The sequence below is a fragment of the Acinetobacter sp. MYb191 genome (genome assembly GCF_037572605.1).
In the GTDB taxonomy this organism is placed as follows: domain Bacteria; phylum Pseudomonadota; class Gammaproteobacteria; order Pseudomonadales; family Moraxellaceae; genus Acinetobacter; species Acinetobacter johnsonii.
This window is the reverse complement of sequence record NZ_JBBGZP010000008.1, coordinates 26152-48806: the sequence shown is the minus strand read 5'-3', so window position 1 is coordinate 48806 and position 22655 is coordinate 26152. Positions and strand designations below refer to the sequence as shown.

The following is a 22655-nucleotide window of genomic DNA, read 5'->3' as shown; positions in this document are numbered from 1 at the left end:
AGGCCTAATTTATTAACAAAGAATGCATGTATTGGCCTTCAAATACACCAAACACAAAATTAATCCCGCCAATTGTACCCGATTGCTGACGTAAGTTGCTAGCTTATAGACCTTCGTCTTTAGGATGATTTCTCTTCGTTTTTTGAGATTTTTTCGATGAAAGCCCTTTTATTTCGAAACCAATCGCTTTATCTAATAAAACACTACTATTCTATTATTTTTCCAAATTTTGACATTCAAACCAAGCTTATAAAGCATTTTTCAGCCTCATTCCGATAACAATCAGACAATCAGCAGTTTAAAAAACTCAGATCAACAACCGCAGCATTTTGCTTATTTAAAAACCACAAAAGTAGATTAAGTCACTCATATTTTTTGTATTTTTTTGCAAATCACCCCAATCAATTAATGCACTTGGCTTTTTCTTGTGCTATTGATATAGACAACCAACAACAAAGAATAAGGAGCACCACATGAGTCTGGAATTCACCCATAAACCTAACTATTTTTTATTTGCCCAGTTGCTTATTCGCCATGTTGAAACTTATGTTCGTAAACACCCCGATGCCAATAATGCCATCTTTGATTTACGCGACATTTATGAACTTTTTCGCCAAGACAAAGCTTCAGCCACCACCAACCTTGATGGCATTATGAATATTGTGGATGAATATAAAATTGAAACGATTAATGGTGATCAGAAGCTCATTAGCCGTTATGGCATAGATACCCAAAACAACTCATTATTGATTGACTTTAATGCAGATGCGCTTGAAAGCCTAAAACAAGGCAAACAGATTATTTCTCCCGATGCCAGCACCCAAGAATAAGTCAGCATGAAAAAATAAAAAAGCACCGAAATTCGGTGCTTTTTTATTTTCAATGCTTAGCTTTTTGAGTCTGTATTATCTTTAACACTATACTTCTTTTTAGACTTACTAAAGCGATGTGCCGGCCATGTCATGGTAAAACGTGCACCACCTAGACTTGGACTCTGATCCACTTTAACGCTACCACCAAACCAATAGGCAATTCGGCTCACAATCGACAAACCTAAACCATAGCCACCCGATGCTCGAGTCCGGCTATCATCCAAACGCGCAAAGGCTTCAAAAACGCGCTCTCGCTCAACTTCTGGAATACCGGGCCCATCATCTTCAACACAAACATAGGCCATACCGCTCTCATTAATACCACCACTGACCAGCACCTGATGGTCGCCATAACGAACCGCATTACCAACCAAGTTCTGCACCACGCGGTGTAAATAACGACGTTCAGCTTCAACCTTTAAGGTTAAAGGAGGAGCATTTAAATGAATTTCTTTCTGGGTTTTTAGTGCTTCCGTCTCAACCACCACCTGATCTAAGACTTCAAACAATACAATGTTTTCAATATCGAGTGATGGTGTGCCCTGCTCCAACTTGGCGTAGGTCATGATTTCATCAATTAAGGTATTTAAAGCCTCAATGTCTTTATCAATCATATCGACTTGCTGAAGACGGTATTCATAATCATCTTCTTCAGCCAGCATTTCCATACCAAAACGAATCCGAGCAACGGGCGTACGAAGCTCATGCGATACTGCACGCATCAGCTCGCGCTGCGCCTCGATGAGTCGCTGAATATGGTCTGACATGCTGTTATAGCTATTTGCTAGACTGGCCATTTCATCCGTGCCGTCGACAGGCAAACGTAGGGTCATATCACCTGCTTTCATACGGTTTAAACCGTAATTGACCTCACGCAGTTTACGCTGCATCGGTACAAGCAAGCCATACACCCCCAAACTGAGTACAAACAGGCTCAACAAGGTAATCCCTGCTGCGAGCTGAAACGGCATCCAGTTGAAAATAGGCACAGGCCCCAATACCAAAACCTTGCTCGGTGAACTTGGTAAAGGTGGAGACACAATAGAAATGGTAGTGCCACGCACAGAAGCACTATCACGATATAAGATCACGCTATGATCTAAACGCAAACGACCAATCTGCTCCGACTCTAAAGCCAGATTTTGTACTTCTTCAATTTGTACAGGATAAGAGAAATGTTTCTGTACTTTTTCCAAGTACTCTTCTTCTTGGCCTGGGTAATACACCAGATAATCTAGGATAAAAATCGGGAGTGCTTTCATTTGCAGCTCACCAATTTTATCTACTTTAATATACAGTAAATGATTCGGATCATCTTTTAGACCAATGATCAGGTACGCCACTTGCGTTTGCGCATCATAACGCACAGCCGCTTTACGCTCACTGATCCGCTTTAACTCTGCACGACTCAAATCCACTTTATCGGCTGGGATCATATTAATCGGCAGTTCAAGCAAATCTGAAGCATCTGAAATCCAGTCTGCTTTTTGCTGTGCATTGGTCTGACGGGATACACCTTCACTAATAATAAAGGAAATCCCGTCCGTCAAAGACTCGCGATATTCTTGCACTCGCTGATAGTTAATAATTTGTACAAGCAAATATCCCATGAGGGCAACAATAGCGACCAGCACTACCAGCCCAGCATAGATACGCAAGAATATACTGTGTTTGAACACTAAAAATGTCCCGTTTTAACGAATCAAATAAACGGCTTAAAGACCATTGGTTTCTTTTACAAATAAGTAGCCTTTACTACGTACCGTTTTAATACGTTTTGGATTTTCAGGATCATCACCAATTTTTGGACGAATACGCGAAATACGCACATCAATTGAACGGTCTTGACCGTCATATTCGATACCACGTAAGCGTTCGAAAATGTCTTCGCGAGAAAGAATGCGGCCTGCATTTGAAGCCAACAACCACAATAAGTCATATTCAGCGCTGGTAAAGTCAACCAACTCACCATTTAAAGTCACTGAACGACCACCGTTATCGATCACCAGATCATCAAATTCGATACGCTGTGCAACTTCATCTTCAGGTGCTTTGTCAGTACGACGTAATAAGGCACGAATACGTGCAAGTAAAACACGGGGCTGAACTGGTTTTGCCACATAGTCATCTGCACCCATTTCTAGACCAAGAACTTGATCCATATCTTCGGTACGTGCAGTCAACATCAAAATCGGTTGATGATAATGTGGACGAACTTCACGGCAAATGGTTAAACCATCTGCACCTGGAAGCATCACATCCAACACCACCATATCGGGTTGTTCTGCAATAATACGGCGAATGGCACGGTTACCATCGGGTTCTACCCCAACCTCAAGACCATTACGGATCAGGTACTCTTGAGTTAAGCGAGCTAGGCGCTCATCGTCTTCTACGATTAAAATTTTTGGTAACTTTTCTTCTTGGCTCATGGAGTGCCCCTTTATTTTGACGACTTAACGTATCCTTTAAAATCCAAGGGATACGCTCTGATATATTTTGCAATATACACACGTTTACATTGTAAACAAGATCTTGTTCACCAAACTGATACATCAAAGTAGCATTTTGTTATACATTTTTTCAGCCTCCAAATGAGCGCTTTCTCGCGTTTGCTGTATATCCAACCAAAGCAAAAGAAACGTTTCTTTACAAAATGGCGATTTTTCATACCAAGCCACTGTTTGAACAGTTTATAACTCACTCATTCGTCTGTTTTGAACTTATCCACAATGTTATCTATAAGCACTTAAACCGAGCTTTGTTATGCTATCGCCTTGTCTAATAAGGCTTAATACAAGAATCATAAAAAAGGGATCTTTTTGAGATCTTTTCGAGACCAGATCGATCAAAATATTTAATAAAATGTCAATATTGATCTACCCTGAATTTTCCCGTATCTTGTGTTCAATTAATTTTTAAACCACTAGGTCTTGTGTTTAAACCTCAAACACTGTGGCATAAAAATTGCCCAGTTCAAACGGTCCATAGACATAAAAATAGATGACAAAATGGAGCTATGCTAGCATGAGCGTATCGAATTCAACCCCTGGTCAAATTCAGGTGATTAAACGCACTGGAGATGTTGCCAGCTTTGACGCAGAAAAAATCTCTGTTGCCATTGGTAAGGCATTTTTGGCTGTTGAAGGCCAACAAAGTGCTGACTCAAGCCGCATCCACGATCGTATTTCTCAACTTACCGAGATGGTATTAAATACGTTCAGTCGCCGCCTACCTTCTGGCGGTACAATTCACATCGAAGAAATCCAAGACCAAGTTGAACTTGCGCTGATGCGTACAGGTGAACAGAAAGTTGCTCGTGCGTATGTCATCTACCGCGATCAACGTGCTGACGCACGTAAACAAGCAGGTGAAAACCATCACCCGACCTTACAAATCACTGACGCCAATGGTCAGCTTCAACCGCTTGACATGCGTAAGCTTGAAGCGACTGTAACAAAAGCGGCTGAAGGTTTAGAAGGCATCAATGTTCAAGCGATCATCGATGAAACCATCAAAAACCTTTACAACGGTGTAAAAGCATCTGACATCGCAACCACGATGATGATGGCAACACGTACACGTATCGAACAAGAACCAAACTATACCTACGTGACAGCTCGCCTACTTCGTGATGAATTGGTCGCAACGGGTTTAACTTTCCTTGGCTTGTCTGAAGACACAGCTGAAGGCGATGCTTTAGAAACTTTCCTGAAGAAAGGTATTGAGCTAGACCTACTTTCACCAGAGCTTCTTAACTTTGACCTTGCAAAATTGGCAGCAGCGATTCAACCAGAACGTTCAAACCAATTTACGTACTTAGGTCTACAGACATTATTTGACCGTTACTTCATCCACTCAGATGGCGTGCGTTTCGAATTGCCACAATTATTCTTTATGCGTGTTTCGATGGGTCTTTCACTCAACGAAGCAAACCGTGAAGAACGTGCAATCGAGTTCTACAACCTATTGTCGAGCTTCGATTACATGGCATCAACGCCTACCCTATTTAACTCAGGTACGCTACGTCCACAGTTGTCGAGCTGCTACTTGACCACGATTGATGATGACCTGTATGACATTTATGGCGCTATGCGTGATAACGCAATGTTGTCTAAATGGGCAGGCGGTTTAGGTAATGACTGGACGCCAGTTCGTGCATTGAACTCGTATATCAAAGGTACAAACGGTAAGTCGCAAGGTGTTGTTCCATTCCTTAAAGTAGCGAATGATACTGCTGTTGCAGTTAACCAAGGTGGTAAGCGTAAAGGTGCAGTGTGTGCATACCTTGAAACTTGGCACTTGGACATCGAAGAGTTCCTAGAGCTACGTAAAAACACCGGTGATGACCGTCGCCGTACGCATGACATGAACACCGCAAACTGGGTTCCTGACTTATTTATGCAACGTGTTTTTGAAGATGCTGAATGGACACTGTTCACGCCGTCTGAAACACCAGATCTACACGACTTAATGGGTGCAGAATTCGCTGAGCGTTATGCACACTATGAAGCGATTGCGAAAGAAACAAACATGTTGCACAAGAAAATCCGTGCAAAAGATTTGTGGCGCAAAATGCTGTCGATGTTGTTTGAAACTGGTCACCCGTGGATCACATTCAAAGACGTATGTAACTTACGTTCACCACAACAACACGTTGGTGTAGTTCACTCTTCTAACTTGTGTACAGAAATCACATTAAACACAAGCAAAGATGAAATTGCGGTATGTAACTTAGGTTCGATCAACCTTGTACAACACGTTCAAGGTGGTGTGTTAGACCGTGAAAAGCTTGCACGTACAGTAAAAACAGCGGTTCGTATGCTCGATAACGTGATCGACATTAACTACTATGCTGTGCCACAAGCGAAAAACTCGAACTTGAAACACCGCCCAGTGGGTATGGGTATCATGGGCTTCCAAGATGCGCTGTATGAAATGCAACTCGCTTATGGTTCTGATGCAGCAGTAGATTTTGCTGATGAATCAATGGAAGTGATCAGCTACTACGCAATTTCAACATCAAGTGATTTGGCTGTTGAACGTGGTACTTATGAGACATTCAAAGGTTCACTGTGGGATCAAGGTATCCTGCCAATTGACTCGCTAGACCTTGTTGCTAAAACACGTCCTGAGCGTATGTTTGAAGTTGACCGCACTCAACGTTTGGACTGGGACACTTTACGTGCCAAAGTTCAAAAAGACGGTATGCGTAACTCAAACGTGATGGCGATTGCACCTACTGCGACTATTTCAAACATTTGTGGTGTGTCTCAATCGATTGAGCCAACATTCCAAAACTTATATGTAAAATCGAACCTGTCAGGCGAATTCACAGTGATCAACCCGTACCTAGTACGTGCGTTGAAAGACCGTGGTCTGTGGGACTCTGTGATGGTGAATGATCTGAAACACTTTGAAGGTTCAGTTCAGAAGATTTCTCGTATTCCTGAAGAGCTTAAAGCAATCTTCGCGACGGCATTTGAAGTTGAGCCACGCTGGATTGTGGATGCTGCATCACGTCGTCAAAAATGGATCGATCAAGCGCAGTCTTTAAACCTTTACATCTCTGGTGCAAACGGTAAGAAACTTGACTTGACCTATAAAATGGCTTGGTTACGTGGTCTGAAAACAACGTATTACCTCCGAGCTTTAGGTGCAACTTCTGCTGAGAAATCAACCATTAACACTGGTGCATTGAATGCAGTAAAACCTGCAACTGTAACGGCAGCGCCTGTTGCAGCAGTTGCTCAGGAAGTTAAACCAGAAGTGGTTGCTGAAGATGAAGGCTTCGGTCAAGCAGCTCCAGTGCCAATGGCGTGTTCAATTGACAATCCAGACTGTGAGGCTTGTCAATAATAACCTCCCCTAACCCCTCCTAAAAGGAGGGGAATTACACCAAACTTATTGAGGTGTGAAAGTCCCTCTTTTAAAAGAGGGATTTAGGGAGATTAAAAAATTAAAGACAATCTAGGAAATCACCATGCTCCATATGACACATAACTATATGTTAGGTCTTGCGACCTTGGTGACTTCCTTTGTGGTTTTGTTTTATATGCCAATTGCCTACTTTTGGGTAAAAGCAAACCAAACCAAAAAGCGAAAGCAAAATAAGTCGTGAGAATCGCGTTCTGTGCACAGTTTTAGAACAACGATTGGCAAAACTTAATTTTGCTTTCACAAATTAAGCGTATAGTAAGACATCTCAGCAATGCTGGATGTCGATAAAAGATATAAAGCAACGTAGAGAGAATTGATATGTCTATCCTAAGTTGGGACGATTTCGAAGATGATTCGCAAAAACCGGCTGCACCTGAACACAAGTCTGCGCCCATCGAACCGCAAAAAGCGGCTAATCCGCAGATGGTATCTGCTGCAGAGCAACCACAGAAGAATGTGGCAACTGCACAACCCGCTTCAACCCCTCGAAGCCGATCAACAAATCCAGCCGATCCGTTGGCAAGAGCATCTAACGCCTTAGAAAGTTTAGATGTTGCTCCTGGTCTAGAAGAACTAGAAATGGGTGCACAACGTGTACAAGTTGACGACAAAGCGATGATTAACTGTCGTGCGGACTTAAACCAACTTGTACCGTTCAAATACGAATGGGCTTGGCAGAAATATCTAGACGGTTGTGCAAACCACTGGATGCCACAAGAAGTCAACATGAACCATGACATCGCGCTTTGGAAGTCTGAAAATGGCTTAACTGAAGACGAACGTACCATTGTTATGCGCTCTCTTGGTTTCTTCTCTACTGCAGACTCATTGGTTGCAAACAACTTGGTATTGGCAATTTACCGTCACATCACCAACCCTGAATGCCGTCAGTACATTTTGCGTCAAGCGTTTGAAGAAGCTATTCACACTCACGCTTACCAATACTGTATCGAATCTTTAGGTATGGATGAAGGCGAAGTCTTCAACATGTACCGCGAAGTTCCATCAGTTGCGCGTAAAGCGGCTTGGGGCTTGAAATATACGCAGTCTTTAAGTGATCCTACTTTCCAAACAGGTACACCTGAAAACGACCAAATTTTGCTGCGCAACTTGATCGCGTTCTACTGTGTTCTTGAAGGGATCTTCTTCTACTGTGGTTTCAGCCAAATATTGTCGATGGGCCGTCGTAATAAGATGAATGGTGTTGCTGAGCAATTCCAATACATCTTACGTGATGAGTCGATGCACTTGAACTTTGGTATCGATATGATTAACCAAATCAAGATCGAAAACCCAAGCTTGTGGACTGCTGAATTCCAAGAAGAAATCATTCAAATGATTCTTGAAGGTACGATGCTTGAAATCGAATATGCGCGTGACACTATGCCACGTGGTGTATTGGGTATGAATGCTGCGATGATGGAAGAATATTTGAAATTCATCTGTAACCGTCGTTTAGCTCAGTTGGGCTTACCTGAGCAGTTTGCTGGCGTGAATAACCCATTCCAGTGGATGTCTGAAATGATGGACTTGCGTAAAGAGAAGAACTTCTTCGAAACGCGTGTGACAGATTATCAGACTGGCGGTGCGTTGAGCTGGTAAGGTAAAACCGTCACCTTGAACGACACATCAGTTGTCATAGACAACCTAGAAAAAGGCTGCAATTTGCAGCCTTTTTCTATTAGAAACAAATTATGGTAATTCTTTGATCATACTTATTGAAAACAAATATTCTTGATGGTCATCACTAAATTTCCAGAGCCGCGTACTTTTGTACTTTAATTTTTTGCACAGTGCAAAAATGCTTTTTATTCAAAATCACATATCACCAGCTGCCAATAAATCATGATGTTTATCACAATATATTTCATTATACTAAGTATAATGCATGTCATTATTAATGCTTACAAAAACCCATAAAGGTATATCGACCAATGATTTTGGGGCTAGTTTGTTATTTAAAAATGAATCTACTATCTTTCTTGGGCTATTCAAGCATTTCATTATAAGATCTAATAGAGCTTCCTACATCTATTTCTTTTACTATGATTTCTTTTAGACATTCACAGATATATATTCTATTTAAATTAAATTTCATTAACTTATACTAACTCATACCTCACTTTGAACAAAAATAAGAAAGCATAATTTTTATTATTACGTTTTAAAACTCCAAACTCATGGAAATATCGCCTTGTTTGGGGTCGTAAGTAAAATCGACTAAATTCCATTTGTGATTTTCTTTATTCAAAACAACTTTAGTAGGATGTTCTACACAGAAATTATTATGCTCTAATTTATATTTTTTCATGAATCTTTTCAAAATCTTAGAGTTAAACAAGTCTTTTTCAAAAAACTCTGTGGTTTGAAAAAATATATAAATCATATTTTCTGTTTTCAGAAATACTTTCAAATCAACCATATCACTTAAATAAATTAGCTGATTATAAAAGTAGTGTTGTTTGCCATTTATTGATTCTTTTTTCAAAAAATTTAAAGCATGAATATTAGCCAAATCAATAGTTAAGTTATCAATTTTTAAAATTTTTTCATCCAATATAATTTGTAAATTCAATTTATTTTCCATATTTAATTATTTTACCTGTTGAAGTTAGATTTTTTTATCTGAGTTTTCAATAAAATATTAAGTTCCTCCTCGACAGCTATAAAAAATTTTGACCTTTTTATGAGTTAATATTTCCTCTAAATCTTCTATCGATTTTGCGCTGTGATATCCATTACCATTAACCCATCAATGAGTAAGCGGGGGAGATTGTTACGATAATGCCCCAATTGAAAGCTTCTGGGGGAATACTTAAAAATGGGTTGATTCATCATTGTAACTATAAATCAAGAGAAGAAGCGAAAGCGGATATTATAAAATACATAGAGCTATTTTATAATCAGCAAAGAATCCAAAAAGGGTTAGATTTTAAAACACCGAATCAAATGGCAGAGGACTTTTACAAGTTAGCTGTATAGAATCTCCCAAGTGGAAGTCTCCTGTAATTTCAGCACACATCAATAAACAGATGGTCTAAAGATAAGGTTGCTGTGCTTTGAGATTTCCCAGTTGAATCTGAGCCTGCATCATCAACACCTAAATGAATCCGGTAGGGTTTTGTTTGTTGCCTTCCCAGTTCTAAATCACTATAGCCAGGTTGATTACGTTGCTCTGAGGGTTTTATTTTAAAGTCTGCCTCAACAGTCGGCACACGTTTAAAGTTTTCTAAGCCTTGTTCAATATCCTGAATATTTTAAATATCCCCAGAGCGAACAGGCAAGGCATTAAATTTATGAGCACGCTTTGACGTCTCTTGAACAAATTGAATTTGATCTACCTTCCCAGCAATCACTTGTAGTTTAATCTCACCCGAGGCAATATTTTGTTGAGGTAGCAGCATTCGGGTAGTGACATAACCATGACTAATAATACTGTTTTGAATCAAATCTAAAGCTTGGTTTAAATCTTGTACGCCAATACATCGGCCAATGAGATTATGTTCACCTTGCGTGACGGGGCGCATAGTAAAAGTAAATTGATGCGCATCCTCCCCCATCAACACAAATTTTTTAATTTCAAACATACATCTTCACTGTTTGATTTTAGATATTGCAGTTATGTTTGGGTTTGAAGTTGTTTTTCTAATCCCGTTTGCACTACAGCTTCGGGCTGTAATTGCTTTTGTAATGCTTCATCACGTTGTTTCTGGCGCTGAACGGCATCTATTTATAAGTCTGGACGTAATTGTGGGTCAGCTGCATAAGCCGAACAACTTAATAAGCTTAACATAATGAATATTTGGTTTTTTTTATTTTTTTAAATACATATTGAACATAGTGTAAGATAGTTTTATTGAATTACTACCAATTGATATAATTATGTAAACAAAAAATATACTTAACAAATCAATTTAAATAAATGCTTAATTTATCTATATTTTATTTTTTATTAATTAACGACATTAAATACATACTACACCCTTTTTATCCTAGTAATGTTAATAGAAACTTTTTATGCAAAAAAACTAAAGAAAATAAAAAAGAGATGCTCATGCTTTGGGAAAAAAATGAGCACATAAAACTTAATATAGGGCTAAATTTTGTAATACATAAAAATGATATTTACCACACAAAATAATTTATGAACTCAAAATAATTGAATAAGAATCTTTAAACTCTCCTTCAATCTAGCTTACAGACCGTATAGAAGGCTCTTTTACCAACCCTCTTCCTAATTAAATTTGACTTTAGAGGGAACCGTGTAGATTAGAATCACATATCACCTGCCGCTAATAAGTCATGATGCTTTTTGCAATAAATTTCATTATACCAAGTATAATGCATATCATTATTCACCCTCACTGAAATCCATTCAGGTAAATCATTCAAAGATGTTATATTTATTTTGTTTTCTAAAAAAACAAATCTGCTGTCTTGTTCTGGCCATTCAGGAGTTTCATTATAAGATCTAATAGAATTTCCTAAATCTATTTCTTTTACCATGATTTCTTTTAGACATTCACAGATATGTACTTCTTTATTTCCAATTTTCATATTTTTCTCACTTTACCCTCTTTAAAATTTTTACGCTCAGCTTTTTCAACATAAAACTGTGTCCCACCACCAGAATATGTATGTGGATCTTTCCATACGGTATTTCCATCATCATCCTTAAATGTAAAATTAGAATTAGCCTGAGCTTTACCTTTTGCTACACATAAATCTTTTTGAAGAATAAATGCTTTAACTTTAGTTCTCATATCTCTTGGTTTACTTTCAGCCCAATTCCATCCAGGTGTTACTTGTACTAAATCATGATATTTTTGAGCACTACCTTTAGATTGGTTAACAGTTGCAATAGTTACACCATAACCTAACCCCCCAGGTTCTAAAGCATAAAGTACTGTGCCCTTTTTTATAACCACATTTGTATAAGAATCTACTCCATCATAAGAATTATAAGGCTGACCAGGTTTTTGTCCTTGAAAAGCCTTAGCTTCAGCTGCTGGATTTCTCCCCTCACAAGGATTACCTGGACAAGGTTTCTTCTTAGGTGAACCTCCTCCTCCCTTCCCACTACTTCCTTTCGAACCTTTTACTCTTGCTAACCCTCTCGGATCAACCCAATCAATAGGATTCGGCGCATAAGCATAAACATTATGCCCACCTAAAAGCCCAATTGGATCTTTAGAAATAAAGCGCCCTACGTAAGGCGAGTAGTAACGATGACGGTTATAATGAAGCCTTGTTTCTTCATCAAAATACTGCCCTTGGAAGCGAATATTATTTGAAATGATTTCACTATTTTCAAAGAAGTTTGATTTCACTTTCTCTGCTTTACATTCACCCCAAGCTTTATATTGTGCCTTCCAAATGATCTGACCACTAAGATCACTCATCTCTTGTGGAGTCCCCAAATGGTCACAGTGATAGAACCAAACATCATCAAAGCCTTGACTACTCTGAGTCTTCTTCCAAAGTAAATCACGAGTAAAACTATATTTATCATCCCAAACAGGTGTTGTATGCACCTGTATAGGCGTTTGATAAACAGCTTGAATTAAGGGAATAAAGCTGTCTTTTTCATAAATATAATGCTTGGTATATGACTCATTTGACTCATATGCTAACGTATCACCATCCCATCCATAAACAAAATCCAGCTCTTGACCTGTATGATGGTGCTTACTTCTTTTTGCTAAACGTCGCCCCATCGCATCGTAACGATATTCAGCCGTATATTCAGTATTACGACTTCGAACCAAACGACCTAAAACATCCCAAGATAAGTTTAAATCCCCTTGATTTGATTTTTGAGCAGTCAACTGTCCATAAGCATCATATTGATATTGTTGATCTAAATATTGACGAACAACATTATTGACCAATTTCAAATAGCCATACTGGTTTTCATCTGTTCTACGTTCGTGAATTTGATTTTGCTGTTCCAGATGTCGATCTATTAAATTACTCGCAGGGTCAAAACTAAATTTTTCTTTACCTAATTTCGACGTTGCTTCAAGTAAACGTCCAAGTGGATCATATCTGTAATGAATATCACCACGACGGCTGTCCTGAATTTGAGCAAGCTGACCAGATTTATCATAACGATAGACACGTGATAATAGACTTGTAGTGTCTTGAACAGCATTTTGTTCTTGTTGCAATTGTGCATTTGCATAGCCATTTTCATGGCCTTGTACGATTTGTTGCTGACTCAACCGTCCTTGTTCATCAAAGTGTTCAAATTGGCTTAAACCGTTTGCATAATGTCGTGCAATTTCGCGATGCAAATCATCGCGTTCGAAGCTGACAATATCTTGGCCATTTAAAATTAAGCTATGGACATGACCCGTTCCATAAGTCAACCAATCAATATCTTGTCCATCTGGGCGTATCGTTTTAATACGGTCATTGATTTCATCGTAGCCATGTTTCCACACCGCTGTCATATGAGTTTTATTGTCTTGAATATGCTCTCGAACTAAATTACCCACAACATCGTAGAACCACTCAACCTTACTCTCAGCATTTTTTGCCAATAAAATTTGGCCATGACTGTTATAGGCAAACTCTTCTAACTGCTGTTCTTCTAATTCATTTTGACCTTTGTATCCAAAACCAGAAGTACGTTGTTCAAGTCGCCCCATACTATCCATAACGAAGTGCTGAATACGATCTTTTGGTGCCAGCTTTCCAGACAAGTTTTGCCCTTGAAGCATTGCAACTTCGATACTGGTTTGAAGTTGACCATTTGTCTCGTCATATTGATACTGGGTTTCTTTGCCATCAAAATCAATTTCTTTGATTAAACGACCAGCTACATCATAAAAGAACTCAAAGGACGCACCATTTTCATTGATTAATCGTTTGAGTCGGCTTAACTTGTCCCACTCATATTTAATCTTATACCCCAGAGGGTCAATACGATAAGAAATTAGACCTGCTGGGTCATAGTCATAACGTGTTTTTTTCCCAGTTGGATCGATATACACCAACAGTCGGCCTTCGGCATCATGAATAAAATGTTCTTCTAATACATCGCTATATTTAATCTTTTCTAGTTGACCAAACGAGTTTAATGGTAAACCTTGTTCAAGAGGTTCTCTTGTTTCAGCCGTAAAATCACTATAAAAATATTCAACTTTATTTTTTAAAGCATTCTCTACTGAAGTCACTCGCCCTCTGAGGTCATACTCCCATTTTGTTTCTTTACCTGAACAGTCGGTATAACTGATTAAGTTTCCTTGGTCATCATATTTTAATTGTTTGCTTCCACCTTTCGCATCTGTGATTTGTATAGGAAGACCCATAGCATTGTAGTTGTACTTTGTTTCTCTTTTTAACGGATCAATTTCTTTTATTATGTTTCCTGAGCCATCATATTCTTTAAACCAACGACCTTGTTCAGCATCCACCATACCAATGAGTTGATCCTGATCATCATAGTCATAGTGGATAGTCGCCCCATCAGGTTGGGTAATTGTGGTTAAGTTGCCATTCTCATCAAATTCATATTCATTGACGGCTGCGTCAGTATCAATATGTCTAACTACACGACTACATTCATCTCTGAAATACCATTCTTCCAGCCCATCAGGATAAACAATACGGTAGGTATAACCATCAATATCATAGTAATATTCTGTTTCATTACCATATGCATCAATAACATAGGTAAGACGAATATTCTCATCCCACTCTAAGCGAACCTCAGAGCTACCATCATCTGCCCATTCATGATATGCCTTAGAAGTCGGTGCAATGCCATCGTATTCTAAATTCATACCGCGACCTGTAAGATCGGTATAACGTGTTATAAGATGATGATGATATTGGTAATAATAACTTGCGCCATTTTCAGTAATGGCTTCAATTAAATCGCCTTTGTCATTGTAGTTATAGCTTGCTAGTGGACGTTTTAATTCTCCCTTTTCAATTGCCCAAACATCTTCAACCTTACCTTGACTATTTATGCTAAATGCGATGTGTAGCAACAATTGGGATTTATGTTTAATTAAAATATCTGAAATATAAGACTTATTATTGATCTTATGGTCATAACGAACTGCTGCCGTCATTCCATTTTTATACTCAATTATTGATAATCGGTATTCATCATTATATTTTTCAAAGATGTGCTTCTCATCTGTACCAAATGAAATCATTTGTACATTTTCAGAAATCACACTGTAATAAAATCCTTCCTGTTGATCATGAATACTTTCCCCAACATTAATATCCGCTAAAGCAATTGGGCGCGCATCTGCCCCAATATACTGCAACCCTTTTAATTGACGGATATGTCCTTCTTTCTGTTCTGTTTCTTCTATATATTCTGTTTTATTAATAATGCGTGACATAAATGGCGTAAACCAACGCGCTCCAAACTCACCATCATCCAGTTGATACAAATTTGAAGCGTAGGTTCTAGAGAGAACAAAGCTAGACAAAGCAAATTCATATGCATCTACATGAGTTAAGAATTCAGTTCCTAAAGCATAACTGATACTTCTTTTAGTTTTAGTCACTGGCTTGGTTTTACTTCCATTTACACCAGTTGTATTCAGTGGACAACTATCATTCGGATTGTTATTGGCACCCTTCTGATTTTGAATAGTTTCCAATTCCCCACTTGGTCTTTTTTTATCTTTCTGTGAAGTTTGATTCGGTTTAATTGCAACCGTCTTTTTTGCCTTCTTCAGTTTAAAGTTTTTTGCAGCTATCGAAAGTTTTTGTAATAACCAAGAAAAACTCATAGCTGTATTTGGATCGGCTAAAGGCGCTAATTTTGACGGTACAGTATTACTAAATTTTCTGAAAACTCCAATTTGCTTGTTAATCAAGGCTTTTGTATCTGATCCTATGAAATAGGTTGCAGTACCAGCTCCTAAATTTCCATACTCTTTTCCAACAGCAGAAAGACCACTCGCTAAGAAAGAAACACCATGTGAAAATGCTTTTCCAGTATCACGAAAAATATTATCACCAGCTTTAGATAAACTGGCTTTTGCATTTTTAATGTCACTCCTTGAATTAAAAAATTTTCCAGTTAAAATTTTGCTCATACCATCAGCAAAATTATTGCCAAGCTCTTTAGCTTTGCCACCACAATCATTAACTGTCTTTTTAACTAAAGGCTGTGCCTTATCTGCAAATTTATCCAGCTCCCCTGCTACACGCTCATTAACATGATTAGTTAATAATTCAATAATAACATCAGGTATTTGTTTAGTTAAATTTTTGGATTTCAGTGTTTTCAATGCTGGTCTAAGCGCTGTGCGAGCTGCGGCCATCCCGGGAGGTAAAGGAATCACTCCAACTAAATCAATTCCTAGGTTTAGCCAATCAGGGAATCCTGGATTTGGCTTCTTCGTAATTTCAATGACATCATAAACAGCATCTGTTAATGAAATAATATTTCCTATTACTGGTAAGCTTCCTGCAACATTTTTAAGAGTATCTAAATCAACAACACCCCCTGTATTTTGCTTTAGCCATTGATTAATTTTTTTTGTCCCAGCATTCACATCTGCCATTTTAATTGTATTAATTGGTGCAACTGCTGCTTTTCCAGTATTACTTCTCGTACTTACTTTCGTTTGTTGTTTCTGCGCTGTTTTTGGTGGATTAGCCATTCTTCTAATTCTCAATTCTTACTTAAATGTTAAATTCATAGCGTTCATCGGGTTACTATTGATCAAAGTTGTGCTTTGACCCGTGGTATTTGAAGCTTTTTGTCTTAATGGATTTTTGATTGGTTCTAGGCTATTGCTAGCAACAACTCCTTGCACCCTATTGGCTATACTTTGCCCTTTAGAATTTTGTCCAAGTGCTTTGGGTGCAAAGCTGGCGATTTGATTGGTCAACTGCGTTTCAGCACCTTGTTTTAGCATTGGGAGCAATGTCTTTGCCCCTCCATCTTTCAACATGCTGGCTGGTCCAATTGTTTTCTTAATTGTCTCAGGATTGGTAAATGCTTGACCTAATGTTTTCTTCGCTTCACTTACTGCATTTTTTAGTACAGATTCAGCCTTCCCCATTAAACTTTGTGCATCAGGATCATTTTCATTTGGCCACATAGGTGGTCGTTTAAAGTCACTCGCTTCATCCCATGGATTACGTTGATCTTCTTCAAATACAACTTTGGCTGCGCCTGTCGCCAATCCTGAAACACGGACAAAGCCTTTATCATCCAGTTGCCCTTTAAATTGCTTACCAAGTGAATCAGTAACGGTATAGCCGCCCTGTTTAACAAAATCGCCATGTGCATAATCATGTAATAACTCAAGTACCCCCTGACCACGCTTCGGTGGTGGTGGTAAACTTGATTTGATACTCGCTGTCGCTCCACTTTGGAACACATGCTGTGTTGCATTCACTCTAAATTCACCGCCTGTTTTCAGGGAAATCCCTGAACCATTTAAGGTGATTTGTGATGTAGCCCCTGTGATGACAATCTCTTTAGGACTACTAATTTCGATACGGTCCTCAGTCGAGGAAATAATGATGCCTTTTTTAGCAAGTATATCCAATGCATCGGACTGTGCCTGAATTTCAACTTTACTTTGTGCTGCAACGGCTTTGATGCCACCTTGTGCAGCAAACAAGCTCAGTTTATTTTGCGCCTGAGCAATCCAGTTCTTTTGAGTGCTGAAGTTGATACTATCGCCTGCAATCTGATTAATTTGTGAATCAGCAGAGAAATGAATATCTTCAGCTGTACTTAGGGCAATTCCGTCAGGTGAATTGAGCAATAAAACTGCCTTTTTGAATTTTGCAATTTTTTGTTCGAGTTGTTCTGCAAATTCTTTAAGCTGCTCAAGCGATTCAATTTCATCAGTCTTTTGATTTTTAGCAATATCACTTAAAGCTTTACTGTTAGTCTGACTGGCTTCTAGTTGTTTCTTGGCAACTTCAGCATCTAGATGCTCACCTTTGGCTTGATCTTGTTTATACGTGGAAACAAGTAAGCCTTGTCCAGCACGGACGGCTCCCCACTGGTCAGTACGCAGTTCAAAACCTTCACCTCGCCCTTCACTCGTGTCCGTTTCTTTAGGATGACTCAAATTCCCTAAGTTCAGTTGTGTCGCACCATGACTGCTTTGCAATTGGGTACTGATCTGACCCGTCGTGTCATCAAAACGTAGTTGCCCAAAGCCCTCTCCTTGAACCTCTTTTGATCGGATCCCTGCCAGTTTTTTGGTATCAGGTAGTTTGCCTGTATTGTCAAACTTGCTTGGATGACGTTGTGCTTCATGGATGCGCCCCACGACAAAGGGTCTGTCGATATTGCCATCAAAGAAGTCGATAACTACGATTTCACCAATACGCGGTAAGAAGCGTGCACCATAACCTTCACCTGCCCAAGGTGTGAGCACATCAACCCAAGCAGAATCCGTGTCATTGTCATTTGAACCTGCACCGCCATCGTGAGTATTGTCTTCACTACGCGTGAACATGAAACGGACTTTAATACGCCCCCATTCATCCACATGAATTTCTTCACCACTCGGTCCAACCACTTTCGCGCGTTGTGGTGATGCAATAGGCCGTTGTCGCAGAGGATTGTACTCTGGAACAATAGTGATATTACGTCGTTGTAAGACGAGGTGATTGGCTTGGCGTTCGTCTTTATTATTTGTCGTAATTTCAGCCTGTTGCCAATTGGTTTGTTTCAGCAAAGCTGTGATTTGATCGGTCAAATCTTTAGGCAAATTATTCTGATTATAGAATTTTTTAGATGTGATTAAGAATTCTTTGTCTGAACCACTATGCTGATCAATTTCAGGGTGTTCGTTGAGTTCAAACCAGTAACCCACTTGTGCATCTCGTACAGTCGAGGTAGCCATAAATTGCTTAGCTTGTAAGTCGTAATAATGACCAAGGTTTTGATTAAACTTTTCAATCTGACCATTGCCTGATTTGGTCGTTCCATCTTCACCTTTAAGGTCTTGTATCCATGCAGGTGAGAAATGCCATGCTTGCTCTAAACCTAGGCTGGCGTTGTCTTGATTATCACTATGGCTATGTTTGCTTTGAACTGAACCCGCACCTTCTTCTACTTCTAAAGTATTTGCTTGCCAATGTTGAATATGGACAGATGTTGGTTGTATAGAACGCTGCCCGACAAAATTTGTAATCGAATCACTGCTTTCTACAGCACTGCTACGATGGAAGCGAATATTCTGACGCTCTAAACTTTGATATTGGGCATTGTCATCAATCAGTCTAAGTTTTTGTGGCTGAATAGGTTCACTTGAACTGGACACTTTGAGCTGAGATTCATCAATAAGCCAGTTAATCCCCTCTGAAGAGAGCAGCCTTTGAATAAATTCACTATCCAACTCATTCGCTTGCATAATAAATGGGCGTACATCATATTCTTTGCTTAACCCACTTTTATCCAAAATCAAACTTGAAGCAAATAAGGGACTACGTTGCTGCCACTCGGCAAAAATGGTTTGAACCACATCAACAACAGACTTCGCCATGAAAACTCTAGAATTACGTCGATGCTTCCATAAAGCTGTCGGGTCTTCCACGGTTAAACGGTATATGGTTAAAGCGCCATCGCTTGCCCCCACATCCGCCTTAGTGATGATGCCCGAAATACGATTGAGTTCTGATTTATCAGTGACAATATCGACAGCCACCTGACTACCAATAAATTGCTTTAACGGAATATGAGCGGAGGTAGATAAGCAAAGGAGCTGTAACTCTATACCTGCATTCAGTTCATGCGTTCCATCTATGCGCTGAAGGAATACTTGTTCGTTAAGCGAGGTATTGCTGAACTGAATATGAATGGCACGTTTTTGTGCAGTAAGTCCAAGTTGCTCTATTGCAGCGTAAATATTATTGGGCATCGTTATTATTAAATTTTAAGTTGTGGCTGATTGTACAAAAGTCTCAAAAAATTTCTTTAATTTTTTGTAACTTTAATAAATTTTTAAATTTCAGAGCCTTTTTTTTTCAATAAATGACCGATCCATCTGTAATTTTATATTTCAATTTTTATAACTTTGATATTATCCTACCCATATTCAGCTTAACCTAACTCATTCCTTTATCCACTCTAGAAATATTAAAGTTTTTCAGTTAATACCAAACCACTAAAATTTTATTTTTTTCATACTGGTTTGCAATTTACTCAACCTTCATTTAACCCGTTAACAATTACAGCCTTCTACATAACCCGCAATTCTTGAAGCTGTTGCTTATCAGGCAATATAGGCACTCCCCCATAGATACATAGCCTACTGGCAATAGCTTATACATAGAAGCAATTGAGCTGCTACTGACAGAGAGTTTAGATCATCACCTTATGCAGGATAAATGCAAGTTAAGTACATCAATTATTATTCGGAAAAAAGACCCAGTTATTCACGTCAGATGTTTGAATTAAGATCCAGCCAGCTTATGTATATCAATATATGGCATAGAATTAACTACAATGGAAAGATGAGAAAAGCTGAATGCAAAATTATAAAAATAATAGTTTATATTATAAGTTATACGTGTGATTTATTGATTATCTCTGCACATTTCAACGGTTGTATTGGTCACGAATTAAATGAAGCTTGTAACTTTTCAGATTTGGTATAGTTCAAATACATTAAGTTATACATAAAAATTAAAAACTGAGTGTGTATAGTTTCTTTGAATCATCCTATTTTATAATATGTTTTATCCTCAATCCTTTTGGCTTTAACTCCCTCAATTCACATAAACAACGAAAATGATTTAAACCCTATTTTTAAATAGTTTAACGTCAAACCTCCCAAGACTTGATCATAAAAAGCACCATTAGCTCCCCTATACACTTGTTTTGGTGCAACTCTAAAAACACTTAGAATCACTCAATTAAACTAAAGTTTTAATGTTAAACTATTGATTTATAGAGATTATAACCAAAGATAAATCAAATTGATTAGATTGGCATAGATTCTGCATTTTTGTATTCCATCATGTATACAAGTTGGAATGCAAAAAATGAGTCAGAACATATGCATTGGCTGGACACTTCAAGAATGGCAAACCGCTTATCTCAACCAAGATATTCATCTTGAAGAGTTAATCGACTATGTAGCGCAATTACCACAACCTGATCATGCATGGATTTCACTTGCTACTACAGAAATACTTTCCCAACAAATTGAAGCCTTAAAGCAAAAAGCAGATCAAGCCACAGACCTCAGCAAAGATTTGCCTTTATACGGTATTCCATTTGCAGTGAAAGATAACATCGACGTTGCTGGTTTTGTCACAACGGCCGCATGCAAGGCCCTGACAACTGTTGCTACGCAAGATGCAGAAACCATTCGCCTGCTTAAAAATGCAGGGGCAATAGTTGTGGGAAAAACCAATTTAGACCAGTTCGCAACTGGTCTCGTCGGAACACGCTCTCCTTTTGGCGCGGTCAGCAACACGTTTAATGCTGACTATGTCAGTGGTGGCTCTAGCTCTGGTTCAGCCAGTGTTGTTGCTCGTGGCTTGGTGCCCTTTGCACTCGGAACAGATACTGCAGGCTCTGGACGTGTTCCTGCTGCATTTAACAATATTATTGGGCTAAAACCGACTAAAGGTCGTTTTTCAAATCGTGGGCTACTCCCCGCCTGTAAAAGTTTAGACTGTATTTCGATTTTTGCATTAACGGTAACAGATGCCGACTCCATTGCCCAAACGGTAGAACACTACGATGCGCTAGATAGCTATTCACGCCAGCACCCCAAAACTACACCTGCGAAACTCTCGGCTAAACCACATTTTGCTATTCCCAAAAAACTGGAATTCTTTGGAGATGACCAAGCTAAATATGCCTTCCAACTGGCTGTAGAGCAGTTAAAAGTTCTAGGTGCTGAAATTACTGCAATTGATTTTTCATCGTTTGAACAATTGGCAGCCCAACTCTATCAAGGCTCATGGGTGGCAGAACGTACAGCGGCGGTTGCCGAGTTGTTGGTACAGCTGCCTGAGGTTTTCGATCCGACAGTACGTGCAATCATTCAAAAAGGGCATGATTTTAGTGCAGTTGATGCCTATAACGCGGAGTACTTAAAGCAAGACTTAAGCCGAAAAATTCAAGATACTTTGGCCCAATTTGACGCATTGATTGTTCCCACCTCTCCAACCATTCACACCTTTGCGGAAATGGAACAGTCACCGATTAGTCTGAACTCTGAGTTTGGGACTTATACCAATTTTACCAACCTTGCCGATTTAAGTGCCCTCGCTCTGCCCGCGGGTTTCCGCACCGACGGTTTACCTTTCGGCATCAGCCTAATTGCACCTGCTTGGTATGACCAAGCCCTGATTGAATTTGGGAAAATTTGGCAGACGCATTTGAACTTAAAGCTGGGGGCTTTAGACCGATATGCAACCATTCCGACGCCACAGAACACAGTCTCTCCACATCATATCCGTGTTGCGGTGGTTGGGGCACACCTGACAGGAATGCCGTTGAACTTCCAATTGCTCACCCGTGATGCCGTGCTTGTGGAAACCACGCATACCGCTGAGCACTATGCCTTGTTTGCACTGAATGGCACGATCCCGCCTAAACCCGGTCTAGCCCGAGTCGATGAACACGGTCAACAGATCATTGTTGAACTGTGGGATGTACCCACCGCTCGCTTTGGAGAATTTGTCGCAGAGATTCCGACACCACTAGGCATGGGCAACGTCGAACTGGCAGACGGTCGATGGGTGAAAGGTTTTATTTGTGAACCTTATGGCTTGAACGATGCCGAAAACATCAGTCACTTTGGCGGTTGGCGCGCCTATATCCAGCACCGTAACAATTCAAAAGTAGAACAAGCTTAGTCAAATTTAGGAATT

At 39.3% G+C, this 22655-nt stretch carries 11 protein-coding genes and 2 pseudogenes; 6 read left to right on the top strand and 7 right to left on the bottom strand.

The window, feature by feature from the left end; all coding sequences use genetic code 11:
• Window positions 1-473: 473 nt before the first annotated feature.
• Window positions 474-830: a hypothetical protein gene (locus tag WH214_RS03390; RefSeq protein WP_339422289.1), complete on the top strand. Its 357-nt coding sequence runs from the start codon at window positions 474-476 to the stop codon at window positions 828-830.
• Between the two features lie 56 nt (window positions 831-886).
• Here WH214_RS03390 and bfmS read toward each other — a convergent pair whose 3' ends face one another.
• Window positions 887-2551, bottom strand: coding sequence for a sensor histidine kinase BfmS (gene bfmS, locus WH214_RS03385; RefSeq protein ID WP_339422288.1), 1665 nt, complete (start codon window positions 2549-2551; stop codon window positions 887-889).
• A gap of 36 nt (window positions 2552-2587) precedes the next feature.
• Window positions 2588-3304, bottom strand: coding sequence for a response regulator transcription factor BfmR (gene bfmR, locus WH214_RS03380; RefSeq protein ID WP_004695375.1), 717 nt, complete (start codon window positions 3302-3304; stop codon window positions 2588-2590).
• A gap of 595 nt (window positions 3305-3899) precedes the next feature.
• Between bfmR and WH214_RS03375 the strand changes: the two genes are divergently transcribed.
• From WH214_RS03375 to WH214_RS03365, 3 genes are all read left to right on the top strand, one after another.
• A complete protein-coding gene (locus WH214_RS03375; RefSeq protein ID WP_004695373.1) occupies window positions 3900-6731 on the top strand; it encodes a ribonucleoside-diphosphate reductase subunit alpha in 2832 nt (943 codons plus the stop codon).
• 124 nt (window positions 6732-6855) lie between these two features.
• A complete protein-coding gene (locus tag WH214_RS03370; protein ID WP_339422287.1) occupies window positions 6856-6993 on the top strand; it encodes a hypothetical protein in 138 nt (45 codons plus the stop codon).
• Window positions 6994-7130: 137 nt separating this feature from the next.
• Window positions 7131-8414, top strand: coding sequence for a ribonucleotide-diphosphate reductase subunit beta (locus WH214_RS03365; protein WP_339422286.1), 1284 nt, complete (start codon window positions 7131-7133; stop codon window positions 8412-8414).
• Window positions 8415-8976: 562 nt separating this feature from the next.
• Here WH214_RS03365 and WH214_RS03360 read toward each other — a convergent pair.
• Window positions 8977-9387 (bottom strand): hypothetical protein, encoded by a 411-nt coding sequence (locus tag WH214_RS03360; protein ID WP_339422285.1) that lies wholly within the window; start codon window positions 9385-9387, stop codon window positions 8977-8979.
• A 193-nt stretch (window positions 9388-9580) separates the two neighbouring features.
• Between WH214_RS03360 and WH214_RS03355 the strand changes: the two are divergent.
• Window positions 9581-9794 (top strand): annotated as a pseudogene (locus WH214_RS03355) (IS3 family transposase); the annotation flags it as partial.
• Window positions 9795-9838: 44 nt separating this feature from the next.
• On the opposite strand, the pseudogene WH214_RS03350 reads toward WH214_RS03355, so the two are convergent.
• From WH214_RS03350 to WH214_RS03335, 4 genes and pseudogenes are all read right to left on the bottom strand, one after another.
• Window positions 9839-10605, bottom strand: a pseudogene (locus WH214_RS03350) (POTRA domain-containing protein); the annotation flags it as partial.
• 482 nt (window positions 10606-11087) lie between these two features.
• Window positions 11088-11369, bottom strand: a complete 282-nt coding sequence (locus WH214_RS03345; RefSeq protein ID WP_228716260.1) for a hypothetical protein — start codon at window positions 11367-11369, stop codon at window positions 11088-11090.
• A complete protein-coding gene (locus tag WH214_RS03340; protein ID WP_339422284.1) occupies window positions 11366-16453 on the bottom strand; it encodes an RHS repeat-associated core domain-containing protein in 5088 nt (1695 codons plus the stop codon). Before WH214_RS03340 ends, WH214_RS03345 begins: the two co-directional genes overlap by 4 nt.
• Window positions 16454-16471: 18 nt before the next feature.
• The gene (locus tag WH214_RS03335) at window positions 16472-19684 is read right to left on the bottom strand and encodes a type VI secretion system Vgr family protein (protein ID WP_339422283.1); all 3213 of its coding nucleotides are present in this window, start codon (window positions 19682-19684) and stop codon (window positions 16472-16474) included.
• Between the two features lie 1126 nt (window positions 19685-20810).
• Between WH214_RS03335 and atzF the strand changes: the two genes are divergently transcribed.
• Window positions 20811-22640: an allophanate hydrolase gene (atzF, locus tag WH214_RS03330; RefSeq protein ID WP_339422282.1), complete on the top strand. Its 1830-nt coding sequence runs from the start codon at window positions 20811-20813 to the stop codon at window positions 22638-22640.
• Window positions 22641-22655 lie beyond the last annotated feature (15 nt).

Coding starts and splice junctions, on each gene's coding strand:
- WH214_RS03390 (WP_339422289.1), top strand. CDS start 474: ATGAGTCTGGAATTCACCCATAAACCTAACTATTTTTTATTTGCCCAG.
- bfmR (WP_004695375.1), bottom strand. CDS start 3,304: ATGAGCCAAGAAGAAAAGTTACCAAAAATTTTAATCGTAGAAGACGAT.
- WH214_RS03375 (WP_004695373.1), top strand. CDS start 3,900: ATGAGCGTATCGAATTCAACCCCTGGTCAAATTCAGGTGATTAAACGC.
- WH214_RS03370 (WP_339422287.1), top strand. CDS start 6,856: ATGCTCCATATGACACATAACTATATGTTAGGTCTTGCGACCTTGGTG.
- WH214_RS03365 (WP_339422286.1), top strand. CDS start 7,131: ATGTCTATCCTAAGTTGGGACGATTTCGAAGATGATTCGCAAAAACCG.
- WH214_RS03345 (WP_228716260.1), bottom strand. CDS start 11,369: ATGAAAATTGGAAATAAAGAAGTACATATCTGTGAATGTCTAAAAGAA.
- WH214_RS03340 (WP_339422284.1), bottom strand. CDS start 16,453: ATGGCTAATCCACCAAAAACAGCGCAGAAACAACAAACGAAAGTAAGT.
- WH214_RS03335 (WP_339422283.1), bottom strand. CDS start 19,684: ATGCCCAATAATATTTACGCTGCAATAGAGCAACTTGGACTTACTGCA.
- atzF (WP_339422282.1), top strand. CDS start 20,811: ATGAGTCAGAACATATGCATTGGCTGGACACTTCAAGAATGGCAAACC.